General features: G+C 71.0%; 21 protein-coding genes. 12 read left to right on the plus strand and 9 right to left on the minus strand.

The features are described from left to right. Nucleotides 1–21 precede the first annotated feature (21 nt). Nucleotides 22–1,068, plus strand: a complete 1,047-nt coding sequence (locus CYAGR_RS16915; protein WP_083891349.1) for a glycosyltransferase family 61 protein — start codon at nt 22–24, stop codon at nt 1,066–1,068. Between the two features lie 80 nt (nt 1,069–1,148). Here the strand turns inward: CYAGR_RS16915 and CYAGR_RS05355 are convergent, their stop codons facing one another. From CYAGR_RS05355 to CYAGR_RS17720, 5 genes are read right to left on the minus strand one after another with little or no spacing between them, the layout of a single operon-like run. Further along, nucleotides 1,149–2,465, minus strand: a complete 1,317-nt coding sequence (locus tag CYAGR_RS05355; protein WP_015108766.1) for a DUF6880 family protein — start codon at nt 2,463–2,465, stop codon at nt 1,149–1,151. Between the two features lie 8 nt (nt 2,466–2,473). Beyond that, nucleotides 2,474–2,851 carry a type II toxin-antitoxin system VapC family toxin gene (locus CYAGR_RS05360; RefSeq protein ID WP_245552617.1) on the minus strand — a complete coding sequence of 126 codons (378 nt, stop codon included), beginning with the start codon at nt 2,849–2,851 and terminating at the stop codon, nt 2,474–2,476. Further along, the gene (locus CYAGR_RS05365) at nt 2,836–3,057 is read right to left on the minus strand and encodes a ribbon-helix-helix domain-containing protein (protein ID WP_015108768.1); all 222 of its coding nucleotides are present in this window, start codon (nt 3,055–3,057) and stop codon (nt 2,836–2,838) included. The genes CYAGR_RS05360 and CYAGR_RS05365 overlap by 16 nt, the downstream gene beginning before the upstream one ends. Nucleotides 3,058–3,069: 12 nt before the next feature. Next, nucleotides 3,070–3,363 carry a hypothetical protein gene (locus CYAGR_RS05370; RefSeq protein WP_156818391.1) on the minus strand — a complete coding sequence of 98 codons (294 nt, stop codon included), beginning with the start codon at nt 3,361–3,363 and terminating at the stop codon, nt 3,070–3,072. Nucleotides 3,364–3,397: 34 nt separating this feature from the next. Beyond that, complete coding sequence (locus CYAGR_RS17720) at nt 3,398–5,341, minus strand: hypothetical protein (protein WP_043325462.1); 1,944 nt, start codon at nt 5,339–5,341, stop codon at nt 3,398–3,400. A gap of 55 nt (nt 5,342–5,396) precedes the next feature. On the opposite strand from CYAGR_RS17720, the gene CYAGR_RS05380 reads away from it, so the two are divergent. The 5 genes from CYAGR_RS05380 to CYAGR_RS05400 are packed head-to-tail and all read left to right on the plus strand — an operon-like array spanning nt 5,397 to nt 13,906. Next, complete coding sequence (locus CYAGR_RS05380; protein ID WP_156818392.1) at nt 5,397–8,327, plus strand: glycosyltransferase; 2,931 nt, start codon at nt 5,397–5,399, stop codon at nt 8,325–8,327. Further along, nucleotides 8,327–9,157, plus strand: a complete 831-nt coding sequence (locus tag CYAGR_RS05385) for a peptidylprolyl isomerase (RefSeq protein ID WP_015108772.1) — start codon at nt 8,327–8,329, stop codon at nt 9,155–9,157. The genes CYAGR_RS05380 and CYAGR_RS05385 overlap by 1 nt, the downstream gene beginning before the upstream one ends. Beyond that, nucleotides 9,154–12,105, plus strand: coding sequence for a peptidase domain-containing ABC transporter (locus CYAGR_RS05390; protein WP_015108773.1), 2,952 nt, complete (start codon nt 9,154–9,156; stop codon nt 12,103–12,105). The genes CYAGR_RS05385 and CYAGR_RS05390 overlap by 4 nt, the downstream gene beginning before the upstream one ends. Further along, nucleotides 12,105–13,634 (plus strand): beta-barrel domain-containing protein, encoded by a 1,530-nt coding sequence (locus CYAGR_RS05395; RefSeq protein WP_015108774.1) that lies wholly within the window; start codon nt 12,105–12,107, stop codon nt 13,632–13,634. The genes CYAGR_RS05390 and CYAGR_RS05395 overlap by 1 nt, the downstream gene beginning before the upstream one ends. After that, a complete protein-coding gene (locus CYAGR_RS05400) occupies nt 13,631–13,906 on the plus strand; it encodes a hypothetical protein (protein WP_015108775.1) in 276 nt (91 codons plus the stop codon). The genes CYAGR_RS05395 and CYAGR_RS05400 overlap by 4 nt, the downstream gene beginning before the upstream one ends. A gap of 27 nt (nt 13,907–13,933) precedes the next feature. Here the strand turns inward: CYAGR_RS05400 and CYAGR_RS16350 are convergent, their stop codons facing one another. After that, a complete protein-coding gene (locus tag CYAGR_RS16350; protein ID WP_216593365.1) occupies nt 13,934–14,956 on the minus strand; it encodes a hypothetical protein in 1,023 nt (340 codons plus the stop codon). Nucleotides 14,957–15,133: 177 nt separating this feature from the next. Between CYAGR_RS16350 and CYAGR_RS05410 the strand changes: the two genes are divergently transcribed. After that, entirely contained in the window at nt 15,134–16,375 is a 1,242-nt protein-coding gene (locus tag CYAGR_RS05410) for a glycosyltransferase (RefSeq protein ID WP_172637150.1), read from the plus strand. Here the strand turns inward: CYAGR_RS05410 and CYAGR_RS16355 are convergent. Further along, complete coding sequence (locus CYAGR_RS16355; RefSeq protein ID WP_015108778.1) at nt 16,353–17,705, minus strand: glycosyltransferase family 9 protein; 1,353 nt, start codon at nt 17,703–17,705, stop codon at nt 16,353–16,355. The genes CYAGR_RS05410 and CYAGR_RS16355 overlap by 23 nt on opposite strands. 226 nt (nt 17,706–17,931) lie before the next feature. On the opposite strand from CYAGR_RS16355, the gene CYAGR_RS05420 reads away from it, so the two are divergent. From CYAGR_RS05420 to CYAGR_RS05430, 3 genes are read left to right on the plus strand one after another with little or no spacing between them, the layout of a single operon-like run. After that, nucleotides 17,932–18,696: a hypothetical protein gene (locus CYAGR_RS05420; protein ID WP_015108779.1), complete on the plus strand. Its 765-nt coding sequence runs from the start codon at nt 17,932–17,934 to the stop codon at nt 18,694–18,696. Nucleotides 18,697–18,711: 15 nt separating this feature from the next. Further along, nucleotides 18,712–19,755, plus strand: coding sequence for a glycosyltransferase family 2 protein (locus CYAGR_RS05425; RefSeq protein ID WP_015108780.1), 1,044 nt, complete (start codon nt 18,712–18,714; stop codon nt 19,753–19,755). Continuing rightward, the gene (locus CYAGR_RS05430) at nt 19,752–20,924 is read left to right on the plus strand and encodes a glycosyltransferase family 9 protein (protein ID WP_015108781.1); all 1,173 of its coding nucleotides are present in this window, start codon (nt 19,752–19,754) and stop codon (nt 20,922–20,924) included. The genes CYAGR_RS05425 and CYAGR_RS05430 overlap by 4 nt, the downstream gene beginning before the upstream one ends. A gap of 54 nt (nt 20,925–20,978) precedes the next feature. Here CYAGR_RS05430 and CYAGR_RS05435 read toward each other — a convergent pair whose 3' ends face one another. Continuing rightward, nucleotides 20,979–21,203 carry a hypothetical protein gene (locus CYAGR_RS05435; RefSeq protein WP_015108782.1) on the minus strand — a complete coding sequence of 75 codons (225 nt, stop codon included), beginning with the start codon at nt 21,201–21,203 and terminating at the stop codon, nt 20,979–20,981. A 94-nt stretch (nt 21,204–21,297) separates the two neighbouring features. Between CYAGR_RS05435 and CYAGR_RS05440 the strand changes: the two genes are divergently transcribed. Together CYAGR_RS05440 and CYAGR_RS05445 are read left to right on the plus strand one after the other, a co-directional pair. Then, nucleotides 21,298–22,548 (plus strand): 1-deoxy-D-xylulose-5-phosphate reductoisomerase, encoded by a 1,251-nt coding sequence (locus tag CYAGR_RS05440; RefSeq protein ID WP_043325464.1) that lies wholly within the window; start codon nt 21,298–21,300, stop codon nt 22,546–22,548. Next, a complete protein-coding gene (locus tag CYAGR_RS05445; protein ID WP_015108784.1) occupies nt 22,545–22,895 on the plus strand; it encodes a (2Fe-2S) ferredoxin domain-containing protein in 351 nt (116 codons plus the stop codon). The genes CYAGR_RS05440 and CYAGR_RS05445 overlap by 4 nt, the downstream gene beginning before the upstream one ends. Here the strand turns inward: CYAGR_RS05445 and CYAGR_RS05450 are convergent. Further along, nucleotides 22,870–23,904 (minus strand): YheT family hydrolase, encoded by a 1,035-nt coding sequence (locus CYAGR_RS05450; RefSeq protein ID WP_015108785.1) that lies wholly within the window; start codon nt 23,902–23,904, stop codon nt 22,870–22,872. The genes CYAGR_RS05445 and CYAGR_RS05450 overlap by 26 nt on opposite strands. Nucleotides 23,905–23,909 lie beyond the last annotated feature (5 nt).

A 23,909-nucleotide genomic window follows, 5' to 3' on the forward strand; every position in this document is an offset into this window, starting at 1 on the left:
GGCTGCGCCCCATGTGATCTGATGCCAATGAACGCTATCAATGGCCTTGCTTCCATGATGGAAAGCCATCGTGGCTTGGAGCTGCAATCATGGCTTCCCCGGGACGCAACAACCGAGCCGATCATCACTGCCCATAGGAACGTGGTGTATTACAGCGACACCTACGTGTATCAGGCAGACGGTTCGCTGGAATCCGCTCTGACGATGGACAAGCCGAGCGAAGCCTCTCTGCAACAATCGACCCAGAATATTGTGTCGAGCTTGAACCTTCATAGCGATCAGCATGTCTTTGCCATCGCTGTGAATCGCTGGGCCAACAACTACTACCACTGGGTTGCGCAAGGAATGGCATCCTGGGCACTTCTGCTCGACCATCAAAAGAAAAAGAAAGAAGAGCGTCGGCTCGTTTTACTGGCTCCCCACATCTTTAAATCCTTCCAGTTCCAGTGGCTGACTGTCCTCGGAGGGGACTACATCACCCTTCCAAGAAAGTATGCCATCGCCACAGGCACCTGTCTGGCCACCTCCAGTAGTCATTTGAATCCCTGTCGTTCATCCGTTCAGCGGCTCAGAGCGCTGGCCCTTTCCTCCTTGAAGGCATGGCTGCGAAACGCACCTGAGTCCGTTCTGTCTGGGCTGCCCGTCAAGATCGACAGGATTTTTCTTTCAAGGGGAGTGAAAGGAGCACGGGCGATCCACAATGAGTGGGAACTGGCAGAACAAATGGAATCGGCTGGATTCACAGTCATCGACGCTGAAAAGTACAGCGTGCTGCAACAGATTTATATCTTCAGCAGGGCGCGAACCATTGTTGGATTTCATGGTGCAGGGCTTACCAATCTGATCTTTGCCGATCCTTCCTGTGAGCTCATTGAGCTGGCCATCGTTGGAAAGCACAATGACTGCTTCAAGCGTCTAGCGGCACTTCTTCCGCTGAAAAGATATTCGAAGCTTCATGTTGAAGCGCAGCCACAGTCCTCTGATGCGGCGCCCACGCTGGAGATCAATGCCCAATCCATTGGGCTGGCCATTGAATCACTCCTGGAGGAGCATCCATCATCCACCTGATGGATCTCCAACGTTCCGGCGGGAGCCATGGTGGGAACGACACGCTCCTGTCGATGGGTCGGCGCGCCATGCCCTGAGCCTCACGGGTCCACCAGCCTCCAGAAGCCCCACCGGCCCCCGAAGCGGCCATGCAACCGTGTCACGAAGGCGGCATGGTCGGGGTGGCCCTGCCAGTCATCCAGGCGGTCGGCGAGGAGATCGCAGCTGCCCAGGTGCTCGGCGGCCTGGCGGTAGCGACTGGTGCGGCCCATCTCCAGCGCCCCACACACCATCGGCCGCAGCAGCAGCGTGGCCGCTAAGGGGTAGTCGGCGCTGAGCCGTTCAGCGGCGGCGCTGTGAAGGGCGACGGCCTCCCCGTCCCACGCCGTGGCCTGGGCCAGGGCCCCCCACGCCACAAGGAACTCCAGCCCCCGCTGGCGGTTCGGGTGCTGCTCGGCCACCCGCAGGGCGCGCTCCTCCGCCTCACCATCCTCGAAGGCGTCGAGGCGCCGCAGAACCTCGCGCAGATGGGGCACCGGGAGGGTGCTGCAAAACCACTGCCAGCGCATCTCCTGCGCTTCAGCGGGGCGATCCAGGGCCTCCAGAACGGCCATGCGGCCGTCCTGCCAGGCGCCATCCAGCGGACCGGCGGTCTCGGCTGTGGCGCCATCCAGGATCTCCAGGGCCTGCTCGGCCCGGCCATTGGCCAGCAGGACATGGGCGACGCCGGCGGCGATCGGGCGCCGGCGCAGGTCCGCGGCGCTGAACTGGCCCCGGTAGCCCTCGCCATCCCCCCGCGTCTCGGCGATCTGCAGCAGCAGCCGGCTGCCGTCGCGGGCGCCCTGTTCACGGCAGCAGCGCTCCAGCTGCTGCAGGCCGGCGTCGCCCAGGGCCTCCTTCAGGGCGGGCACAAGCCCATCGAACTGGCCATGGTCGTTCTCCAGCAGCAGCTCGGCGGTGTGCTCCGCCAGGGCCTCCGGCGCCAGCCGGGCTGCCAGCGCCAGCGGTCCCAGCTGCCCGGCGGCCCGCTCGAACACCCCGAGAACCGCGCCGGTGCCGTCGGAGCAACGCGCCAGCACCCCGCCGGAAATCTCCAGGAAGCGCAGCAGCAGCTCGCAGGCCCCCCGCGGATCGTCGGCCGCGATCGGCCCGGTGATCGCCCGCAGCTGGGCCTCCAGATCGCTCAGCAGCGCCGGGCGCCGGGCCGAGCCGACGAACGTCCGGGCCCGGTCGATCGCCGCCAGCCGCTTGCGCACCTCCTGGGCGGCCCCTGTGGCCCCCTCCGCCGCCGCCAGCGCCAGCCGCAGCCGCCGCTGAATCACCGCCTGGCCACTGGACACCTCCATCAGCAGCTCCGCCAGCGCCGCGGCGCCCAGGGCCTCCAGGTTGCGGGCGTTGAGGGTGCGTTTGCCGGCCACGGCGACCTTCAGAGGGTGTAGGGGACAACCACGTCGGCCAGCTCCTCCGGAAAATCCCGGGTGTTGCGCGTGGCCAGCCGCAACTGATGGCAACGGGCGGTGGCCAGGATGATGGCGTCCGGCACCTTCAACCCCAGGACGCGACGGCAGTCCACCGCCTCCCGGGCCACGGCACCATCGAGCGGCAGGAAGTGGAATCCCCGCAACCACACCTCCACCGCCTCGCCTTCGCCCGGTCCGCAACCCACCAGCACCTCGATCCAAGTGATCACGCTGATCGAACAGGGGGGCTGGGCCTGGATCCACCGCAAGGCAACCTCCCTGCCCAGCAACACATCGATCAGGATGTTGGAGTCGAGCAGCAGTCCCATCAGCGCTGGTCCCACTCCTGCCGGATCCGCCGCTGCAGAGCCACCCCGTCGAGGTCCCGATCGCTCCAGAGTCCGAACACGTCCGCGTGGCGTGGACGCTCCCGCTCCAGCCAGAGGATCAGGGCCTCCCGGAGCGCCTGAGCCCGGGAAATGCCCCTCTGGGAACAGAGGGCGTCCAGCTGATCACGCTCGCCCTCGGGCAGATCCACGATGGTGCGCATGGGATGACGTCATCAGATGACGTCATCGTAGGAGCATGGCCAATCGGCCCCGCGCCGCAGCGCCGCCGCCGCCGCACCGGCGCCCGCCACCTCCAGGGCCTCGGCCAGGCTCAGCAGCGTCGACTGCCGCTGGCTCTGGGCCACCGCCTCCTTCGAAGCCCCCAAGGCTTCGGCATGGGCAAAGGCCAGCCCCGCCTGCTGCTGCTGCTGCCTCTCTGCGCCGGAAGGTTCGATCAGCTGGCTCATCGCCACTCCATAGCGCAACCATTCCGCCGGATCGTGGCTCTCGAGCGGGTGTGTCTCCACCACCGCGTGCCATGGCTGCCGATCGGATGTCACTTCAGCAACCCTCGACGGCAGGGATTTGCAACCACCCTGCCAGCGGAGTCGCCCCAGCCACCGCCAGCACCCCGAAGCGGCTGTGGATCGCCTGGGCCAGAGGCAGCCGGTAGGCGCCGCCATCGGCCAGCAGCACCGTGAACGGCCGGTCCCGATACAGCTGCTCCACCGCCGCCACCAGGGCCTCCAGGCTGTGCTCGAAGCCCGCGGCGGGCCGGTGGGGGTGGCGGCTCCGGGGCGCTTCCAGGCAGCGCAGGCCGAATGCCCCGCCCTTGAACAGGCGGCCGCTCCGATGGGCGGCCTGCAGCACCTCGATCCCTTCGCCCACCGCCACCACCTCTTCACCGCCGAGAAAGGCCAGCAACCCGGCGGCGGTGGGGGGCTCCCGCAGCGGGCGCGCGCCCTCCAGCCCCCATGGCAGCCACAGAGCCTGTGTCGCCGCATCGGCACTCCACACCTGCGCCTGCAGCAGGGCCTGCAGGGCCGGCCGGGCCCACTGGCGCAGGCTCTCCAGCGGCGCATGGGTCGTCGTGTAGAAACCGGCCTCCAGCTGGAACCGTCGCAACGCCTCCAGGGGCTGGGGCAGGGCCGGGAACGGATCGGCTGGTGCGGCGTCCCAGAAGTTACCGTCGTGGTGACGACGGCGCAGCTCGGCCAGCGCCTCCTCCAGGGTCTCGGCGGGCGCTCCGGCGTGGCGCAGCACCATCAGCTCCAGCGGATCCAGCTCCACCACCAGGCCCCCGTCCCCCCAGGCCACCGCCGGCAGGGGTGCGATCTGGGCGCCCAGCCGCTCCTGCCAGAGCCGGGCCGCCCGGCGCAGCACCATCAGCGCCCCGTCGCCAAGCGGCACCCCCCGCGATTCCAGGCTGTCGAGCAAGGTCGCGATCGGTGGGCCGGCGGGCCTGTCGCCCCCCTCCCAGGGCTCCAGAAACCTCTCCAGGGCGGCCGCCGCCCCCTCCCCGTCGCCAGCGAGAAAGGGCTCCAGCGAAAACACCTCCGGGCCGTCCGCCTTATCTCCCCCCCAGGCCAGCAGCTGCAGCGGCGGCAGCGCCCCCCGCACCCCGGCGGCTTCCCCTTCATCCAGCCATTCCGCCTCCAGCACCTCCACCCCTTCCACCGCCGGCCGGCCACCCGTGCCTCGCCCTTGCCGCAGCAGTTCCAGGCTGAACCGGGCCCGCAGCAGGGCCGCAGCGAAGGCCGGTCGCCGTTCCGCCGCCACCGGCAGGCGGCCCACCCGCTCGATCAGCAGGCCCAGGTCCGCCTCCGTCAGGGCCCCCGGAGCCGGCAGCTGCTCGGTCACCGCCGTCATGGCGCTGCGGCATGCCCGCTCCACCCACTCCGGCAGGGGATCCAGCAGCTGGGCCAGCCGCAGGAACAGATCAAGACAGGGCTCGGCGGCCGCCGGATCTGCCCCGATCCGGTGCTGCCAGGCCAGGGCTCCGTACTGCACCAGCTGCTGCTCCAGCACGGGCAGCCAGTCGGGCACGGGCCAGGGGTGGGGCGCCGCCCGCTCCAGAACCTCCGCTATCCGCAGGCAGAGCGCCCCGTCGCCGGCCCGGTCGGCGGCCCCGAAGTCCGGCGTCTGCCCGTCACGGGGGATCACCTGCCCATGCACCTGCACGGTCAGCTGCCCCAGCAGATCGCCGTAGCGCTGCCACAGCACACCCGCCACCTCCGGCCGCGCCGCCGCCAGTTCGATCACCTGGGCCAGCAGCTGATCGTGCGCCACCAGGGCCTCGTCCAGGGCCCGCCCCTCGAGCGCCTCCCGCAGAGCCGCGGCACTCGATTCGGCCAGTTCCGCCAGCAGGGGATCGTCGCCGGGGGCCGCCCCCGCTGGCCCCCTGAGCGAACGGATCAGCCCTTGATAGGCCGGGTAGGGAAGTTCCAGCTGCCGCAGGATCCGCAGCGGCACCCAGACGCCTGGCTCGCCACCGGCCGTGTCCAAGCCTGAACGAGACAAAGCGGGACAGGGGCAATAAGGTTCCGCCAACGATTCCAGCATGGCTGCGATGCTCGCCGAGCCGCCCGGCACCCTGGACGAAGCCATCCCCTCCCTGGCCCCGCTGCGACGCCCCGGCCTGGTGGGCCGGCTGGAGGGCTGGAGCCCGGCCGGCGGCGTCAGCGGCTGGGCCTGCCCCTGGCCCCTGCAACCCCAGGCCCCTCCCCTGCGCCTCCATGTGGTGCTCGAGGATCTGCTCGATCCCAGCGGGCGGCTGGCCATCGTCGAGCTCATGGCCGCCCAGCCCCGGCCCGATCTGCTCCCCCTGGGCATCGAGCAGGCCTGCGGCTTCCGCTTCTGGTGGTCCCCCACCCACCCCCTGCCGCCCTTCTCCCAGGGCCTGGTGCTGCGTGTGTTTGCCGCCGGCGAGGGCGGCCCCGAGCTGGCGGGCAGTCCCCTGCGGCTCGATGCCGATTCCTACGCCCAGATTGCCCACCAGCGCCAGCACGGCCCCGCCCGCGAGGGCGCCCTCACCACGCTCCAGGCCCCCCAGCTCCAGGGCTGGGGCCGTGGTCCCGAGCCCCTGGTGGTGCGCCTCGATGGCACCACCACCCAGCCGATCGCGCCCCCCGTGGCCCTGCCCGAGGGGCCCTGGCCCTTCCAGCTGATCCTCCCGGCCACCCTCGCGGACGGCCGCGTGCACCACCTGCAGCTGGAGACCACAGGCGGCCAGGTGCTGGATCAGCGCTTCGACCTGCTCCCCTTCCACCTCACCCCCTGGGCGGCCCTGCAGCAGCACGCCCGCCCCCCCTTCCCCGACGAGCTCTCCCCCCTCGCCCGCGAGCGCTACCGCAGTCTGCGCACCTGGCTGGCCTGGGCCGACGCCGATGGCACGCCCCTGCCCCCCGACCTGCCCCTGCTCCAGCGGCTGCTCGAACACCCCCTGGCACGCTCCGGGGAGACGCCCCCAGCCAGTGGCGGCACCGAACCGGGACCGGACGGCAGCGCCACGGCGCGCCAGCCTCTGCGGCTGCCGATTGCGGCCGATCCGCTCGTCTCGATCCTGATCCCGGTCCACAACCAGTACGGCGTCACCCGCCGCTGTCTGGCAGCGATCGCTTACGCCCCCACCCGCATCCCCTTCGAGGTGCTCGTGGTCGACGACGGCTCGGTGGACGGCACGGCCGAGGCCCTCGCCGCCGAGGCCCCCGGGGTGCGCCTGATCCGCCACGACTTCGCCCGCGGCTTCAACCAGGCCTGCTGCAGCGGCGCCGCCGCCGCCCGCGCCCCCGTCCTGGTGCTGCTCAACAACGACACCGAACCCTGCGCCGCCTGGCTGGAGGAGCTGCTCGATCCCTTCGAGCGCTGGACCGACACCGGGATGGTGGGGGCCCAGCTGATCTACCCCGACGGCCGCCTGCAGGAGGCCGGCGGCATCGTCTGGGGCAACGGCGAACCCTGGAATTACGGCCGTGGCGGCAACCCCCACGATCCCCGCGTCGCCTACGCCCGCCAGGTGGACTACGCCAGCGCCGCCGCCGTCGCCATCCGCCGCGACCTCTGGAACCGGCTCGGCGGTTTCAGCCCCGAGTTCTCTCCCGCCTACTACGAGGACACCGACCTGGCCTTCAAGGTGCGCCAGGCCGGCCACACCGTGCGCTACACCCCTCTGGCCCGGGTGATCCATCACGAAGGCATGAGCTGCGGCACCGACACGACGGCCAGCTCAGGCCTGAAGCGGTTTCAGGAGACCCACAGGCCCCTCTTTCAGCAGAAATGGGCCGCCGCCTTCCAGGGCCCCACCGAACCGAACCCGGCGGCGGCGGAGCTGATCAAGGACCGCGGCATCCTCGGCCGCGCCCTCTGTCTCGACCAGGAAACGCCCCGGCCCGACCGCGATGCCGGCAGCCATGCCGCCCTGGTCGAGATGGGCCTGCTCCAGGACCTGGGCTGGAAGGTCACCCTCCTGCCCCTCAACCTGGCCTGGCTGGCCAGCTACAGCGAGGAGCTCCAGCGCCGCGGCATCGAGCTGATCCATGCCCCGTTCGTGCTCTCCCTGGAGGCATTCCTGCGCGAGCGGGGCCGGGAGTTCGAGCTCATCTATCTCACCCGCTACACCGTGGCGGCCCAGGCCCTGCCGCTGATCCAGCGCTTCGCCCCCCAGGCCCGGCTGATCTTCTGCAACGCCGACCTGCACCACCTGCGCCAGCTGCGGGCCGCCCGGGCCGAGAGCCTGGGCGGCGACGCCGCCCGCCGCGCCCTCGAAGCGGTGGAGGAGGTCAAGCGGCAGGAGCTGGCGGTGATGCGCGAGGTCCATCTCACCTTCAGCTATTCGGAGGTCGAGCGGGCGGTGATCGAGGCCGAAACCCTCGGCGAGGCCGCCACCGCCCCCTGCCCCTGGGTGGTGCAGGGCCCGGAGGCTCCCGCCCCCCTCGAGGGCCGCAGCGGCCTCGCCTTCCTCGGCAGCTATGGCCACCCCCCCAACCGGGACGCCGTCGAGGCCTTCCTGGTGCAGGTGTGGCCCCTGCTGCTCCAGCAGCGGCCCGAGCTGCGCCTGCATCTCTACGGCAGCGGCCTGGACGCCACCACCGCCGCCCGCTGGGGCGCCGAACCCGGGGTGATCGTCGAGGGCTGGATCGCCGATCCCGCCACCGTGTACGCCCGCCATCGCCTGTTCGTGGCCCCGCTGCGCTCCGGCGCCGGCCTCAAGGGCAAGGTGGTGGCCGCCGCCGCGCACGGCATCCCCCAAGTGCTCAGCCCCCTGGCCGCGGAAGCCACCGGCCTGCGCCACGGCCAGGAGGTGCTGATCGCCCGGACCCCCGACGACTGGTGCCAGGCCGTGCTCCGGCTCGACGGGGACGACGACGCCTGGCGCGCCATGGGCGCCGCCGCCTTCGCCTATGCCCGGGACACCTGGAGCCGGGAGCGCGGCCTGGCCCTGATGGCCGATGCCCTGGCCCGCCTCGATCTGCCCCACCGGAGCCCCGCGTGATGAGCACCGCCCGCGACACCCTGCCCGAACCCCTCTCCGGCCTGCGGGAGCCGGCCGTGGTGGAGCTGCCACCCGGCCGCCCCTGGCTGGCCCTCTCCGAACTCAACCGCCTGATCCGCCAGCAGGGCCAGGCCCGGCCCCTGGCCCGCGCCTGGCTGCTCGACCAGCTCGTGCATGCCATCCCCCTGCCCATCGAGGAGGAGAAGGCCCTGATGGCGGCCTTCCTGGAGCGCCGTGGCATCACCGACGACGACCAGGTGCCCGGCTGGCTCCAGGAGCGCGGCCTGGTCTTCGATGACCTGCGCATGCTCGCCACCCAGAAGCAGCGCCTGCAGCGCCTGGTGCGCAGCCGATGGAGCGGTGAGGTGGAGGTGCGCTTCCTGCAGCGCAAGCCCGAGCTCGACCAGGTGGTCTATTCGCTGCTGCGGGTCGAGAGCGAGGACCTCGCCGCCGAGCTCCATCACCAGATCGCCGAAGGGGAAGCCGACTTCGCCGATCTCGCCCCGCTCCACTCCAGCGGCCCCGAGCGCCACTGCCGCGGCCAGATCGGCCCCCTGCCCCTGGCCACCGGCCACCCGAGCCTGGTGAGCCGGCTGCGCCGCGGCCGCCCCGGCCAGCTGTTCGACCCCTTCGAGGCCGGCGACAGCTGGGTGGTGCTGAGGCTGGAACAGTTCCTGCCGGCGGAGTTGAACGCCCCCACCAGGGAGCGCATGATGAGCGAACTCTTCGAAGAATGGCTCGAGCAGCGGGTGCGGCTCCTCCTCGAAGGCCAGCCGCTGCCGCCCCTCGACGCGATGCTCGCCCTGCTGCAGGAGGACGCCACCCCATGACCTCCTCTCCCGGGGCCATCAGCGGGCTGCTGAACGACTTCACCCCCTTCGACCGCCTGCCGCCCGCCCGCCGCGATGCGATCGACCCGCTGCTGGAACCCCTGCGTTTCCGCATCGGCCAGACCGTCCTGCGCCCAGACGTGCTGCCCGAGGGCGTGCTGCTGCTCTGCAGCGGCCAGCTGCGCAGCCTCGGCCCCGGCCCCAACGGCCGGGGGCTGCGCACGATCGAACGCCTCGGCCCCGGCTCCCTGGTGGGCTGGGCCGGCCTGCTGCGCCGCGATCCCTGCGAACACCTGCGCGCCACCACCGACGTGGAGGCCCTGCTGCTTCCCACCGCCGCCTTCCGCGACCTCCTGGCGGGCCATCCCGACTTCGCGGACTGGTTCGCCAACCAGCCCAGCGCCGCCGAGCTCCACACCCTGCTGCTGGCCCTGGCGAAACGGGAACCCCTCGGCGAAGCCCTCCTCGACGACTGGCCCCTCCCCGCCGACCAGGTGCGCCTGCGCAGCCTGCGGCCCGGCGCCCCCACCGAGCTGGGCCTGCCCCCCGGCTTCCGCTGGTACGCCAGCAGCGGCCTGCCCCTGGCCGAGCCCTGGTCGGACCGTCCCCTGGCGGCCCCCGGCCCCGAGGCCCCCTGGCTGCGGCTGGTGGGCCTGGCGATCCCCCGGGAGGCGCAAGCCCCGATCACCCTCGGCGCCGACCCCCTCGCCCCCACCGTGCTGGCCGATGAGGCCGGCGGCACCTACGCCCCCGCCCTCGAGCCCCCACCGCGCCGCGCCGGCGACCGCAGCGGCCAGTTGGCCCTGGCCCGCGCCAGCGGCCCCCGGGCCGTGCCCATCGCGCTCTGCCAGGCTCTGGCTGATTACTTCGGCCTGCCGCTGAACCGGGATGCCCTGGCCGATCAGGTGGACGCCATCCTGCAGCGCCAGGACCAGCTCAACCTGGTCAACATCGGCCAGATCATGGACACCCTCGGCCTGCGGGTGGTGCTCTCCCGCGTGCCCGCCAGCCGCCTGGGGCGGGTGCCCGCCCCGGCCCTGCTGTTCCAGAACGGCCATTTCGGCCTGCTCGACGGCGTCGAACCCGATGGCCGCGCCCGCCTGCTCGAGGCCGAACTCGGCGCCCTGCTGGTACCGGCCGAGGAGCTGGTCACCCACGACGGGGGCCTGGTGGAGCTGCTGCTGTTCGACCGCAAGCCCGATGCCAAGCAGGCGCGGTTCGACTGGAGCTGGTACTTCCCCTTCCTGCGCCAGCACCGCCGCGAGCTGATCGAGGTGTTGGTGGCCTCGGTGGTGATCAACGCCCTGCGTGTCGTCTTCCCGCTCGGCCTGATGGTGCTGATCCAGAGCGTGGTGGCCAGCCGCAACATCGGCGCCCTGGTGAGCATCGCCAGCGTGATGCTGCTCGCCGCCCTGGTGGAGAGCATCTTCAAGACGCTGCGCAGCTTCCTGTTCACCGACCTGGCCAACCGGATCGACCTGGACGCCAAGGCAACGATCCTCGACCACCTGGTGCGCCTGCCCCAGGGCTTCTTCGATGCCCGCCCCGTGGGCCGGATCACCTTCTACTTCTCCCAGCTCGACCGCCTGCGCGATTTCCTGCTCGGCCAGACCCTGCCCACCCTCGTCGACTTCGCCTTCAGCCTCATCTACATCGCGATCCTGTTCGCCATCAGCCCCCTGCTCACCCTGGTGACCCTGGCCACCCTGCCCCTGATCGCCGCCGTGGGCCTGGTCAGCAATCCCCTGGTGCGCAGCCAGATCAACCGCACCATGGCCCAGGCCGTGCGCGCCTCCAGCTTCCTCACCGAAGCGATCACCGGCATCCAGACGATCAAATCCCAGAACGCCGAACTCAAGACACGCTGGGAATTCCAGAACCGCTACGCCGCCTACATCGGTGAGGATTTCAAGCTCAAGGTCACCCGCGAATCGATCGCCAACCTCTCCAACTTCCTCAGCAACATGGGGCAGCTGGTGGTGATCACCGTGGCGATCTGGCTGATCATCAAGGGAGAACTCAACCTCGCCGCCCTGTTCGGCTTCAACATCCTCTCCGGCTACATCCGCCAGCCCCTGGTGCAGCTGGTGGGCACCTGGCAGGACTTCCAGTTCAACACCCAGGCCCTGCGGATGGTGGCCGACGTGGTCGACCGCGACACCGAGCAGACCCGCGAGCAGGCCAGCAACATCCCCCTGCCCCCCCTGCAGGGCCGGGTGCAGTTCGTGGATGTGGGCTTCCGCTTCAGCGACCAGGGCCCCATGGTGCTCGACGGGGTTGATCTGGAGATCCCCTCCGGCTCGTTCGTGGGGCTGGTGGGCATCTCCGGCAGCGGCAAGTCCACCCTGCTGAAGCTGCTCTCCCGCTTCTACCCGCCGGAGCGGGGCAGTGTCCTGATCGATGGTCTCGACATCGGCAAGGTGGAGCTCTATTCCCTGCGCCGGCAGATCGGCGTGGTGCCCCAGGATTCGCTCCTCTTCGACGGCACCATCCGCGAGAACCTGCTGATGGTGAAGCCCGATGCCACCGCCGCCGAAATGATCCGCGCCGCCCGCATCGCCTGCGCCCACGACTTCATCATGCAGATGCCCCAGGGCTACAACTCCAGCGTCGGCGAGCGGGGCGCCGGCCTCTCCGGCGGCCAGCGCCAGCGCCTCGCCCTGGCCCGGGCCGTGCTCCAGAACCCCCGGATGCTGATCCTCGACGAGGCCACCAGCGCCCTCGATGCCACCACCGAGCGCCAGGTGTGCATCAACCTGTTTGAGGCCTTCCGGGGCCGCACCGTCTTCTTCATCACCCATCGCCTCTCCACCGTCCAGCCCGCCGACCTGATCGTGCTGATGGACCGGGGCGCCGTGATGGAGAAGGGCAGCCACCGCCAGCTGATGCAGCTGCGCGGCTGGTACTACGCCCTCTACCGCAGCCAGAACCAGGAGGGACTCAGCTGATGGCCACCCCACCCCGCTCCGCCGATCCCGCCTCCCGGCTCGTGGCCCTGATGGAGGACTGCGTCGGTTGGCTGCGCTCCCCCCGGGCCAGCCGCCGCCCGGTCATGCCGGTGCGGGTCGATCTGGTGGGCCGGAATGCCCCGTCCGCCACGGCCCCACCAGCGGCCGCCACCCCGCCCTCCGCGGCCGAGGCGGTCCCCGTTGCCGCCCCGGAGGCCGGTCACCCCTTCGGCGCCGGCCTCGCCACCCCCGACAGCGACGCACCGCGTGAATGGTCGTTTCGCGAGACGGTGGTGCTGCGCAAGAGCCGCCGCAGCTCCAGCCTGCTGGTCTGGGCGGGGGTGGGGGGTGTGGTGGCCCTGGGCCTGTGGAGCGTCACCGCCCCGATCGCCGAAACCGTCGCGGTTCCGGGCAAGCTCGAGCCCTCCACCACCGTCAAGGACGTGGATTCGCCCGTCCCCGGCGTGGTGGAGGAGGTGCTGGTGAAGGAGGGCCAGTCGGTGACGAAGGGCCAGCCCCTGATCCGCTTCGACCTGCGCGAGCCCCGCAGCAAGCTGGCGGCGGCCGAGAGCATTCGCGAGCGGCTGCTCAACGAGAACCTCGTCGCCCGCGCCACCCTCGGCGAGGACGCCGCCACCGCCGGTCTCACCGCCAACCAGCGCAGCCAGCTGAAGGATCGCGCCCGCGAACTCAACAGCCGCCTGGAGGCCGCCCGCGAAGAGCTGGCCAAGAGCAGCACCCGCCTGGCGGGCTACCGCGATTCCCTGCGCATCTACAGCGACATCGAGCGCCGCTACCAGTCCCTGGTCCGTGACGGCGCCGTCAGCGAGGTGCAGCTGCTCGAGGCCCGCAACCGGATGCAGGACCTCCAGACCAGCGTGGCCGAGGAGGAGCGCGAGATCGCCCGGCTGCGCTCCCAGCTGGTCAACACCGGCTCCGGCACCGACGTGGAACTGCGCACGACGATCGAGACCAACCTGCGCCAGATCAGCGATCTCGACGCCCAGATCCGCCAGGCCCGCCTGCAGATCCAGTACGGCGTGCTCACGGCTCCGACCGATGGCCTGGTGTTCGACGTCGAGGCCAGTGCCGGCAGCGTGGTCGGCGCCACCGAGACCATCCCGCTGCTCAAGGTGGTGCCCCAGGACTCGCTGCGGGCCAGGGTCTACCTGCCCAACAAGGCCATCGGCTTCGTGCAGGTGGGCCAGAGCGCCGACCTCTCGATCGAGACCTTCCCGGCCAACAGCTTCGGCTACGTGCCGGCGACGGTGGAACGCATCGGCTCCGATGCCCTCACCCCCGAGGAGCAGACCCGGGTGCTCGGCACCCAGGTGGAGGGCCTCCACTTCCCGGTCATCCTCCAGCTCCGCCGCCAGACCATCCCCCTGCCCGACAAGGGCAGCGTGCCGCTGCAGGCCGGCATGGCCCTCACCGCCGACATCAAGCTGCGGGAACGGCGCGTGATCAGCCTGCTCACCGGCCTGTTCGAGGATCAGCGCCGCAACCTGCAGCGCCTGCGATCCAATTGAGCACCAGGCCCCAGGGCGACTGGTGGCGCTTCGTGCCACCCGAGCAGCGCCGGCGCCGGCGCTTCAAGGCCTGGCGGCTGCGCTGGAAGGAACGGCTGCGTCAGCGCTGGCTGGCCATCACCATCGCCTTCCTCGCCTACGGGCTCGTGCTGCTCTGGCTGCTGTTGCACCTGCCACCCGTGGTGACCCTGCTCGCCCTGGCCCCGATGCTGCTGCTGCCGCTGCTCGGCTACCTCACCTACTGGCTGCTGTGGAAGGAGTTCCATGAGTGAAGCCCCCACCACGGGGGGCCGCCGCCCTCAGTTCTTCACGTAGAGGCTGGGCAGGGCCCCCAGCAGCCACTGGGGCATGAACTGCTCGCCGCCCGCGAAGCCGATCTTGCCGGGGGGGTAGAAGGGGAGCACCGCCAGCACCACCTGGGTGGCCTTGGGGCGGGTCATGTTGCGCACGTACTGGGCCAGCTGGGAGCGCAGCTGCCGATCCTCCTCCGCCAGGGGTGTGGCGGCGTAGCCGCTGCGCAGGAACTTGCGGTAGAGGTCGCCGAAGGGGCTCTCGAACAGGGGCTGGAGACGATCCTCAGGCGTGTCCAGCCAGATCTGGCCCAGCTGACGCCGGAAACTGCCCAGTTCCTGGCGGATGGCGCCATCGTCGGGGTCGATCTCGAACAGGTTCACCAGCCCGTTGAGGCGGGTGAGGAACTCCTCGCTGCCGGTGAGCTGGAGGGCCTGGGCGCCAGTGAACGACGACAGCTGGGGCAGGGGCGGTGCGTCCGGCTCCGCACCGGCCGCACTGACCCTGGCACCGGCACCGGCAGCTGCCGGCACCGCCCGCGTCGCCCCCGCCGGTGCCAGGGCCCTGCGCTCCAGGGGGCTGGGCTGGCGCAACCGGGGCAGGAGCTCCGGCTCGAACAGGCTGGCGTAATCCTCCAGCAGCCAGGCGGGCAGATTCTGTTCGCAGTTGCGTACTTTCATCTTGCCGCGACGGAAGTAGGGCATCACCGCCAGCAGGATGTTGGCCATTTCCGGACGATCGAAGCCGCTGAACAGCCGCTCGGAGAGATGGTCCCTCCAGGCCTCCTCATCGCGCAGCAGCGGCTGGCTGGCCAGCTCACCACCGATCATCTGGCGGTAGCTGTCCCCGACCGCGGAGCCATAGAGAAGCTCCAGGGCATCGATCGGGGCACTCAGCCAGAACTTCGACAGGCATTGGCGTGCCAGCCGGGCCTCCGCCAGCCGGCTCGGGGTCGGTTCGTGGGCGAAATCCATGAAGATCGTGCCCAGCCGCGCCGCCGACCATGGCGTGATCTGGGGTCGCCGATCCATCTCCATCGGGACGGTACCAGGATCACTCACCAGAGTATCCAGAAGTCCACCATTTTTTTCGGGTTTTCTCTCACCCCAGCTCACCGTATCCCGGCGTCCGAACAGACGGCTCCAGAGCGACATGACGCAGGTCAGGTACAGGCAGCGGGATTGTAATAGCGTTGTCAGATGGAACTGTTGCTGATCCATCAGAACCATCCCGGTCAGTTTCGTGATCTGACACCCGCCCTCGAGCGCCGCGGCCATCGTGTGCTCGGCCTGGGCGCCACACCCCGGAGCCTCACACCAGGAGCACCAGGCCCGTCGGACGCCCCACCCGCCAGCGGCGGCCCCCGTCTCCACTACGGCTGGCAGCCGCCGGTCCTCCCCGCCGGGCTGGCCGACCCGCTGCTGGAGGCCAGCCTGCGCCGGGCCGGCCGGGTCCAGGAGCGCTGCCTGCAGCTGCGGGAGCAGGGGTTCCGCCCCGATGCCGTGATCGGCCACAGCGGCTGGGGGGAGCTGCTCTACCTGCGCGACATCTGGCCCGAGGCAGTGCTGATCGCCTACCCCGAGCTCTATGCCACCCCGCTTCTGCTCGGCTACGGCTTCGATGCCGATCTGGGCGAACCCTCCCCCGCCCTGCGGGCCCAGTGGCGCCGGGGCAACCTGATGGGCCTGGCGGCGGTGGCCGATGCCGACGCCTGCGTCGTGCCCACCCGCTTCGCCCGGGACACCTTCCCTCCGCACCTGCGCGGCCGCTTCCAGGTGCTGCACGAAGGCATCACCCTGCCGGCCCCCAGCACCGGGGCCGTCCGCCTGCAGCTGGAGGGCGGCCCGACCCTGACCAAGGGGGATCCGGTGATCACTTTCGCCAGCCGCAACCTCGAACCCCTGCGCGGCTTCCGCACCTTCCTGCGGGCCCTGCCGGCCGTGCTGGCCGCCCGGCCGGACGCCCGGGCCGTGATCGTGGGGGGCACCGACAGCGGCTATGGGGCCCCCTCGTCCCATCCCGATGGCCACAAGGGTGAACTGCTGGCCCTGCTCGGCCACCGGCTTCCCGTGGAGCGGATCCATTTCCTGCCGCCCCTGCCGCACCGCGAGCTGCTGGCCCTGTTCCGCATCAGCGCCGCCCACGTCCACCTCACCTACCCCTACGCCCTCTCCTGGAGTGTGCTGGAGGCGATGGCCTGCGGCGCCCTCGTGGTGGGCTCCGACAATCCGCCGCTGAATGAGGTGATCCAGCACGGCCAGAACGGGCTGCTGGTGCCCTTCAACGAACCCGACCGCCTGGCCGAGGCGTTGCTGGCCGTGCTCGCCGATCCGCCCGCCTTCGCGGCCATGGCCGAAGCGGGCCGCGCCACGGTCGCCGCCCGCTACGAGGTGAACCGGGCCGCCGAGGCCTTCGAGGCCCTGATCCTCAGCCTGCGCCTGCTGCCCTGAACGCCGGCGCTGCCGCCACCGCCTGCAGCACCGCCGCCACCACCGCGAGCCAGTCCCGGTCCGCGCCCTGGCGAAACAGGCGCAGGCTCGGGTACCAGGGGCTGTCGTCCCGGTGCCGCAGCCAGCGGGGATCGGCGCTGAAGGGGAGCAGCACCCAGGCCGGGTGGCCCATGGCGCCGGCCAGGTGGGCCATGGCCGTGTCCACCGTGATCAGCAGATCGGTGCTGGCCAGCACCCGGGCCGTGGCCAGAAAGTCGCCGTCAGGGGCGATGGCGTCGCCGAACCGATGGGCCACGGGCTCCGCCATGGAGCGGTCCTCCCCCTGCTGCAGCAGCACCGGCTCCCACCCCTGCGCCACCAGGCCCTCCACCAGCCGCACCAGGGCGGCCGCCGGCAGGGTGCGCTTGCGGTATTCCCGACGGGTGAACCCATCGGCGAGCTTGCGGCCACTGGCCCAGGTGAGCCCCACCCGCGGCCGCAGGCCCGAGCCGTCGGCGGGCGCGGCCGGGGCCAGCCCCCGCAGGTAGGTGCCCCGCCCATCGGACCCCGGAGGCTGGGGACAGGGGGCCCCGCCGAGGGCCGCCGGCAGTGACAGCAGACTCACCACGTCGCCGGATCGGGCAGCACCCTGCCCGTGCTCGCCCGGACCGTCGCCGCCCGGAGCTGGCCTGGTGCGCACCTCCGGCGGCTGGGGCAGCCAGTCCAGGCCCCGCCGCAGCAGTGCCACCAGGGACGGTTCCACCTCCAGCACCACCGACTGACCCCGGGCCGCGGCCTGCTCGAGCAGCGGGGGGATCCAGCGCAGGTACTGCAGGCCATCGCCCAGTCCCTGCTCGGTGCGCACGTGCAGCACCGGGGCGCTGGCCACCACCGCCGCCACGCCACCCTCCGGTCCGGGGCCCATCCCGGGCAGCTCGAAGCGGCGTTCGGCCAGGGCATAGGCCTCCCCGTAGGACTCCAGCCCGATCAGCAGGGCGGCATGGTTGCAGGCCAGGGCCGGGCCGTCCCCCCGCTGGCGGCTGGCCCGGAAGGCCCGATCGGCCGCCTCGAAGCGGTTCAGATCCCGCAGGCTGTTGCCCAGGCCCATGAAGGGGGCGGGGCTGTCCGGCTGCAGCAGGGACGCGCGCCGGTAGAGCACCAGGGCCTCCTCCGGCTGATCCGAGAGCCAGAGGGCATTGGCCGCCCGCAACAGCAGCGGGGCCGGCGCGGCCGCGGCGGTGATCAGCTCCTGATAGATGCAGGCGGCTTCGCACCATTCCTGCCGAAGCTCCGCCGCCTCCGCCTCCTTAAGGACCTGCCCGAGGTTGGCATCGCCGGAAAGGACTGACATGACAGGAATCCTGAACCGTCGAGCAGGCTGCGGCAACAACCTATCTCCTGAAGGCCTTGGTGCAGACAGCATCGATACAACAAAGGCAGAACAAAGTCAGCGTTAAGCTTTCAACCTTTCGTGGTGAATTGTTGAAGGAATATGACGGAAAACGAATCCTGGGATACACATAGCCCCCAAGACACCCCCCTATGGTCTCGATCAAATAAACGACATTTCTTGTCGAATGGCTTCCTCCGATACCCTTTCAATTTTCGTGCCGGATCCCGGCACCACGGTCACCCAGACCACCAGCAGCGGCGCCAAGGTCTTCACCAGTCAGACGGGCGACGTCACCAATTCGCGGGTCTTTCCGAACAAGGGCCGCACGATCGATGACGTCGGCATCCGGGAACCCGCTTCCGGTGACACCCGCACCACGTTTTCGGGTGCTTCCAAGGACACGTCCTACCTTGGAAACGCTGATGACAACACCGTTGTCTTCACTGGCAACGCCCGCAACACCACCATCAGCACCGGGGCGGGTGACGACACCCTGATCGCCTCCGACATCAACAGAGGCACCGTCTCCCTGGGCAGTGGTGACAACACCGCCATCACCGGAGCGCTGAAGAACACCACCTTCACCGCCGGCAGCGGCGCCGACAGTTTCACCATCACCGACAAGGCCGATTCGGTCCGAATCAGTGCCGGTGCCGGCGACGACACCCTGATCTTCGGGGGCAAGGTCACCGATTCCACAGTCCTGCTCGGCCAGGGCGCCGATGTGCTCGACTTCTCCGCCAGGGTGCAGAACACCTGGATCGATCTCGGCAACGATGCCGACGTCGATCAGGTCTCCTTCTTCAGCAAGGGGGACATCGGCAGCGGCACCCAGATCTTCGGGGCCGGCGATGGCGATCTGCTCATCATCGGCGGCGAGGAATACATCTTCGACACCAGCCAGACGGCCTTCATCTCCACCCAGGGCGACTCCATCACCTTCGGCTGATGACCCCAGCCACCCGTGGTCACCTTGGAACAGGCCCGCTTCGCCCGTAACTACCTCACCTGCCTGCAGAAGGGGGATCTGGCCGCCGCCAGGTCCCTCCTGCTTCTCTGGAGCAAGACCTACTTCACCGACCTGCCGGCCTCCCCCAGCCGCCGCGATCTCACCAATCCCGACCTCTGGGGCTGCCTGGCCCAGTACGCCTCCCTCAGTGGCGACCGATCCCCCGTCGATGACTTCTGGCGACGGCTGGATGGCGTCAGTCCCCCCGCCACCACAACCGGCGCCATCCCCCTGCTGGGGATCCCGATCCTCAACCGCCCCGACCTGCTGCAGCGCCTGCTCGACAGCCTCGATCACCCCATCGAGACCCTCGCCATCGTCGACAACAGCATCGGCTCCGGGCTGGCGGACAGCGAAGCGCTCCAGGTGCTGCTGGCCCGGCTGGAGCGCCAGCCCCCCGCCGGCGTCACCCGGGTGCGGGTGGCGCGGCCTTTCGGCAACCAGGGCGTCGCCTCCAGCTGGAACGCCATCCTCACGTCCTTTCCGGAGGCGGCCTTTGCCCTGCTGGTCAACAACGACGTGGTGTTCGCCCCAGGGGTGCTGGCCGGGGTGATGGAGCGGGTCGATCCAAGCCGTCCCCAGTTCCTGCCGCTGCTGCCGGCCCCCCAGGAGTTCTCCGCCTTCGCCATCACCCCTGCCGCCTGGAACCGGGTGGGCCTGTTCGATGCCAACTTCCACCCGGCCTACTGCGAAGACCTCGACTACGCCGAACGCCTGCGCGCCTGCGACGCTATCGAGTGGATCGCCCCCCAGACCCTGCAGCGGCTGCAGCACGAGGCCAATCCGGTCGCCAGCGCCACCATCGCCAGCGACGTCCGGCTGCAGGCCTGCAATCGCACCACCTTCCTGCTCAACAGCCTGTGGCTCCACAGCCGGCGACGGCTCGAGCAGCCCCACCGGGGCACCTGGATGCGGCGCTGGCTGAGCCAGTGGGACCTGGAGGCGGCCCCAGCGTCCACACCCCAGCCCGTCGGCTCCGTCAGCGCGGGGCGGCCATGAACACCCTGCCCCGCCTGATGCACCGCTTCCGGGACGAGGACCTCGGCCCCCGGCCCCGGATCGTGGTGCTCGGCGCCGCCAAGCTGGGCAACTATGTGGTGCTCCAGCCGCTGCTGCGGGGCCTGCGCCGCAAGTATCCCGATGCCCTGATCATCTACGTGGGCAGCCAGCGCACCCGGGAGCTGGAGCGGCTCAATCCCTGGATCGACGCCAGCCTGCCTCTGGCGGAGCAAGGCCCGGCGGCCCTGCCGGCCCTGCGGCAGTGGCGCCGGACCCTCCGTGAGCAGGGACGGGACGACGGGGTGGATCTGGTCATCAACGCCGACGGCCACGCCCCCCACAGCCCCGCCTGGGTCCAGGCCCTGGACCCGCGCTTCGTGGTCGGCGCAGCGCCGATCCCCGCCGGCGACCACCCCCTCCACGCCCTCGCTCTCGATCCCCACTGGGCCAGTCCCTCCCTGGTGGAGCGCTATGCCGGCTGGATCGGCAGCAACAGCATCCGCGAACTGCACTGCCGCGTCGCCTGGGTGGACACGGCGTTCGAGCGGGTGGAGCTCCCCGCCGAGCCCGCCCCCACCGGGCTGCCGCCGGTGCTGATCGCCGTGAACGGCGAGCGGCCCGCCAAGCTCTGGCCCCTGGAGCACTGGCTGGCCCTGCTCGAGCGCCTGCAGCGGGAGATGGGACTGCCGCCCGGATCGATCGGCCTGATCGGCGGCCCTCCCCCCGCCGAGCCGCGCCAGGCCGGCGACCGGCTTGAGCGCGGCCTGCTGGCCCGTGCCGGGGTGCGGGATCTGCGCGGGCGCCTCAGCCTGCCGGCCCTGGTGGGCGCCCTGGCCCGCAGCCGGCTCTGCATCGCCGTGGATTCCGGCCCGCTGCACCTGGCCGCCGCCGCCGGCTGCCCCACGGTGGCCCTGTTCGGCACCGACGCCGACGGCATCGGTGCCAGCCCCCGGGATCTGTGGGCCCCCCGGGCTGACCACGTCTGGGTCAGCCGCAGCCGGCAGCGCTGCGGCGGCTGCCTCCAGGTGCGCTTCGAGAACCCCGCCTGCCCGCTGGAGCATCACGCCTGCATGGACGGCCTGCCGCCCGATGTGGTGTGGCCCCTGGTCCAGCAGGCCTGGCAGCGGAACGGGACCCGGAACGGAGCCCCCTGCGGAAGGCCCGGCTGAGCGCCGCCGGGGTGCCCAGCGCACCTCGGCCATCCGTCGGGGTGCTTTCGGCCGTCACTCAGGCTGCTTGCCCGCCATCAGGGTTTCGATCTTGCGGATCCGCTGCAGGGTGGTCTGCCACACCTCCAGCTGGAAGGCCCGCTTCCCCTCACCCGCCGCCACCGCCCGGCGGCAGTCCTCCACCAGGGCCTCCAGGTCTTCGCGGCGCTCGAAGGCTTCCCAGAGCTGGCGCTCGATCCGGGCCCGCTCGATGAAGTTCCAGCGCTGCAGCCACGACATGGGTAGGGATCGGTGTGGTCCCAGTTAAGCCAGCGGGGGAGGGCGGCCGGGGATGGGACACTGGGAGCCCACGAGCCCGACGGGGGAGCCGCGCGTGAAGGCCATCAGCGTTCTGGGCTCCACCGGGTCCATCGGCACCCAGACGCTGGAGATCGCCGAGGAGTTCCCCGACCGCTTCCAGGTGGTGGCCCTCACCGCCGGCAACAACCTGGATCTGCTGGTGGAGCAGATCCTGCGCCATGCCCCGGAGGTGGTGGCCCTGGCCGATGCCGCCCGCCTCGGCGAGCTGGCCAGGCGCCTGGCCGACCTGGAACCGGCCCGGCGTCCGGCCCGTCTTCCCGAGCTGCTGGGGGGCTCCGACGGTCTCTGCGCCGCCGCGGCCTGGGCCAGCGCCGATCTGGTGGTGACGGGGATCGTCGGCTGCGCCGGCCTGCTGCCCACCCTGGCGGCGATCCGCGCCGGCAAGGACCTGGCCCTGGCCAACAAGGAGACCCTGATCGCCGCCGGCCCGGTGGTGCTGCCCGAACTGCAGCGCAGCGGCAGCCGGCTGCTGCCCGCCGACTCCGAACACTCGGCCCTTTTCCAGTGCCTGCAGGGCACCCCCTGGGCGGACACCGCCCGCCTCTCCACCGGCGTGCCGACCCCGGGCCTGCGGCGGATCCAGCTCACCGCCTCCGGCGGCGCCTTCCGCGACTGGCCCGCCGCCGATCTGGCCAAGGCCACGGTGGCCGATGCCACCAGCCACCCCAACTGGAGCATGGGGCGCAAGATCACGGTGGATTCCGCCACCCTGATGAACAAGGGGCTGGAGGTGATCGAGGCCCACTACCTGTTCGGCCTCGACTACGACCACATCGAGATCGTCATCCACCCCCAGAGCATCATCCACTCGATGGTGGAGCTGGCCGATTCCTCGGTGCTGGCCCAGCTGGGCTGGCCCGACATGAAGCTGCCCCTCCTCTACTGCCTCAGCTGGCCGGAGCGGCTGGAGACCCCCTGGCGCCGCCTCGATCTCACCGCCGTGGGCCAGCTCACCTTCCGCGCCCCCGACCGGGAGAAGTACCCCTGCATGGCGCTGGCCTACGCCGCCGGCCGTGCCGGCGGCACCATGCCGGCCGTGCTCAACGCCGCCAACGAGCAGGCGGTGGCCCTGTTCCTGGAGGAGGCGATTCCCTTCCTGGCCATCCCCGAGCTGATCGAGCGCGTCTGCGACCGCCACCGCAGCGATCACCACAGCTCGCCCTCCCTCGACGACGTGCTGGCAGTGGATGGCTGGGCCCGCCAGGCCACCCGCGAGGCCGCCGCCGCGCTCCGCAGCCATCCGGCGCCGGCCCTGCCGGCGTGAACGGGGTCCAGCACCACCTGCTGCTCTGCGCCACCCCCACCAAGGCGCTCTGCGGCGATCCGGCCGTGGGTACGGCGAGCTGGAACCGGCTCAAACAGCTGGTGCGGGACCTGGGGCTGGAGGACCCCGCCCGGCCCCAGGGAGTGGTGCTTCGCACCAAGGCCGACTGCCTGCGCGTCTGCTGCCAGGGGCCGGTGCTGCTCCTCTGGCCGGAGGGGATCACCTACGGGGGCGTCACCCCCGAGCGGATCGAGCGGATCGTGCATGAGCACGTGGTCGGCGGGGTGCCGATCGAGGAATGGATCGTGCGGCGCACCCCCTTCAGCCGTCCCCTTCCCCCCGGCTGAGGCGGCGCAGCCAGGCCACCGCCAGCCGGTCGGCCCAGCAGGCGGCGGGCCCGTCGCCGGGGGCATGGAAGCCGTTGTGGCCGCCCCTGGGCGTGATCACGATCCGGGGCGCCAGCCGGGGCGCCGCGAGGTTCTCGCCGCTGGTGGCGGCCGCCAGGTGGCGCAGCGGTCCGACCGGGACCCAGGGGTCGTCGCCGGCATGGAGCAGCAGGGTGGGGGGCAGGGGCCGGCCCGCGATCAGGGGCGCTAGGGGGCTGGCGGCGTCGTAGTAGGCGGCCACCGAGGCGAAACCCCAGCGCGGGGCGGTGATAGCCGCATCGAAGGCCCGGATCGTGCGGGCCCGACCGGGCCCCGCCAGCGCCCGGCGTTCAGCCTCCTGCAGCCCGCCCGGATCGGCCAGGGTCTGCTCCCGCAGGCGCTGCATCAGCCAGCGCTGGTACACCCGGTTGCGGCGGCGCTCGAACTGGACGGCGCAGACATGGAGATCCAGCGGGCTGCTGACGCAGACCAGGCCATCGAACGCCAGCCCCGCCAGGCTGCCGTTGAGCAGCACCGTGCCGCCCAGGGAGATGCCGGCGCCGAACAGGGGCCGGTCGGCGGCCAGCTGCCGGGCCAGGGCCACGGCAGGACGCAGATCCTCGCTGCAGCAGGCGCAGTAGGTGCCCCGGGCGAGCGGCCGACCCCGGCCGGCCCCCCGCAGGTTGAGCCGCAGCACGGCGAACCCCTCGGCAACCAGGGCCAGGGCCAGCCGGCGCGGGCCGGGGCCGTCGCTGGAGCCCCCCAGCCCATGCAGCACCAGCACCAGGGCGGCCGGCTCAGCGCCGGCGGGGCGGTCCAGCAGCCCCATCAGCTGACCGCCATCAGCCAGGGGGATGGTCAGCGGCTCGGCGTGATCAGGGGGGAAGCGCAGGGGACGCAGGGTGTCCCGCAGGGTCTGCAGATCCCCCCCGATCCAGGGGGAGCGCTGGCGGAAGGGGGCCAGGCCGAGGTGGTCGGGGAGCTGGGACACGGCAC

Source organism: Cyanobium gracile PCC 6307 (assembly GCF_000316515.1).
Taxonomy (GTDB): Bacteria; Cyanobacteriota; Cyanobacteriia; order PCC-6307; family Cyanobiaceae; genus Cyanobium; species Cyanobium gracile.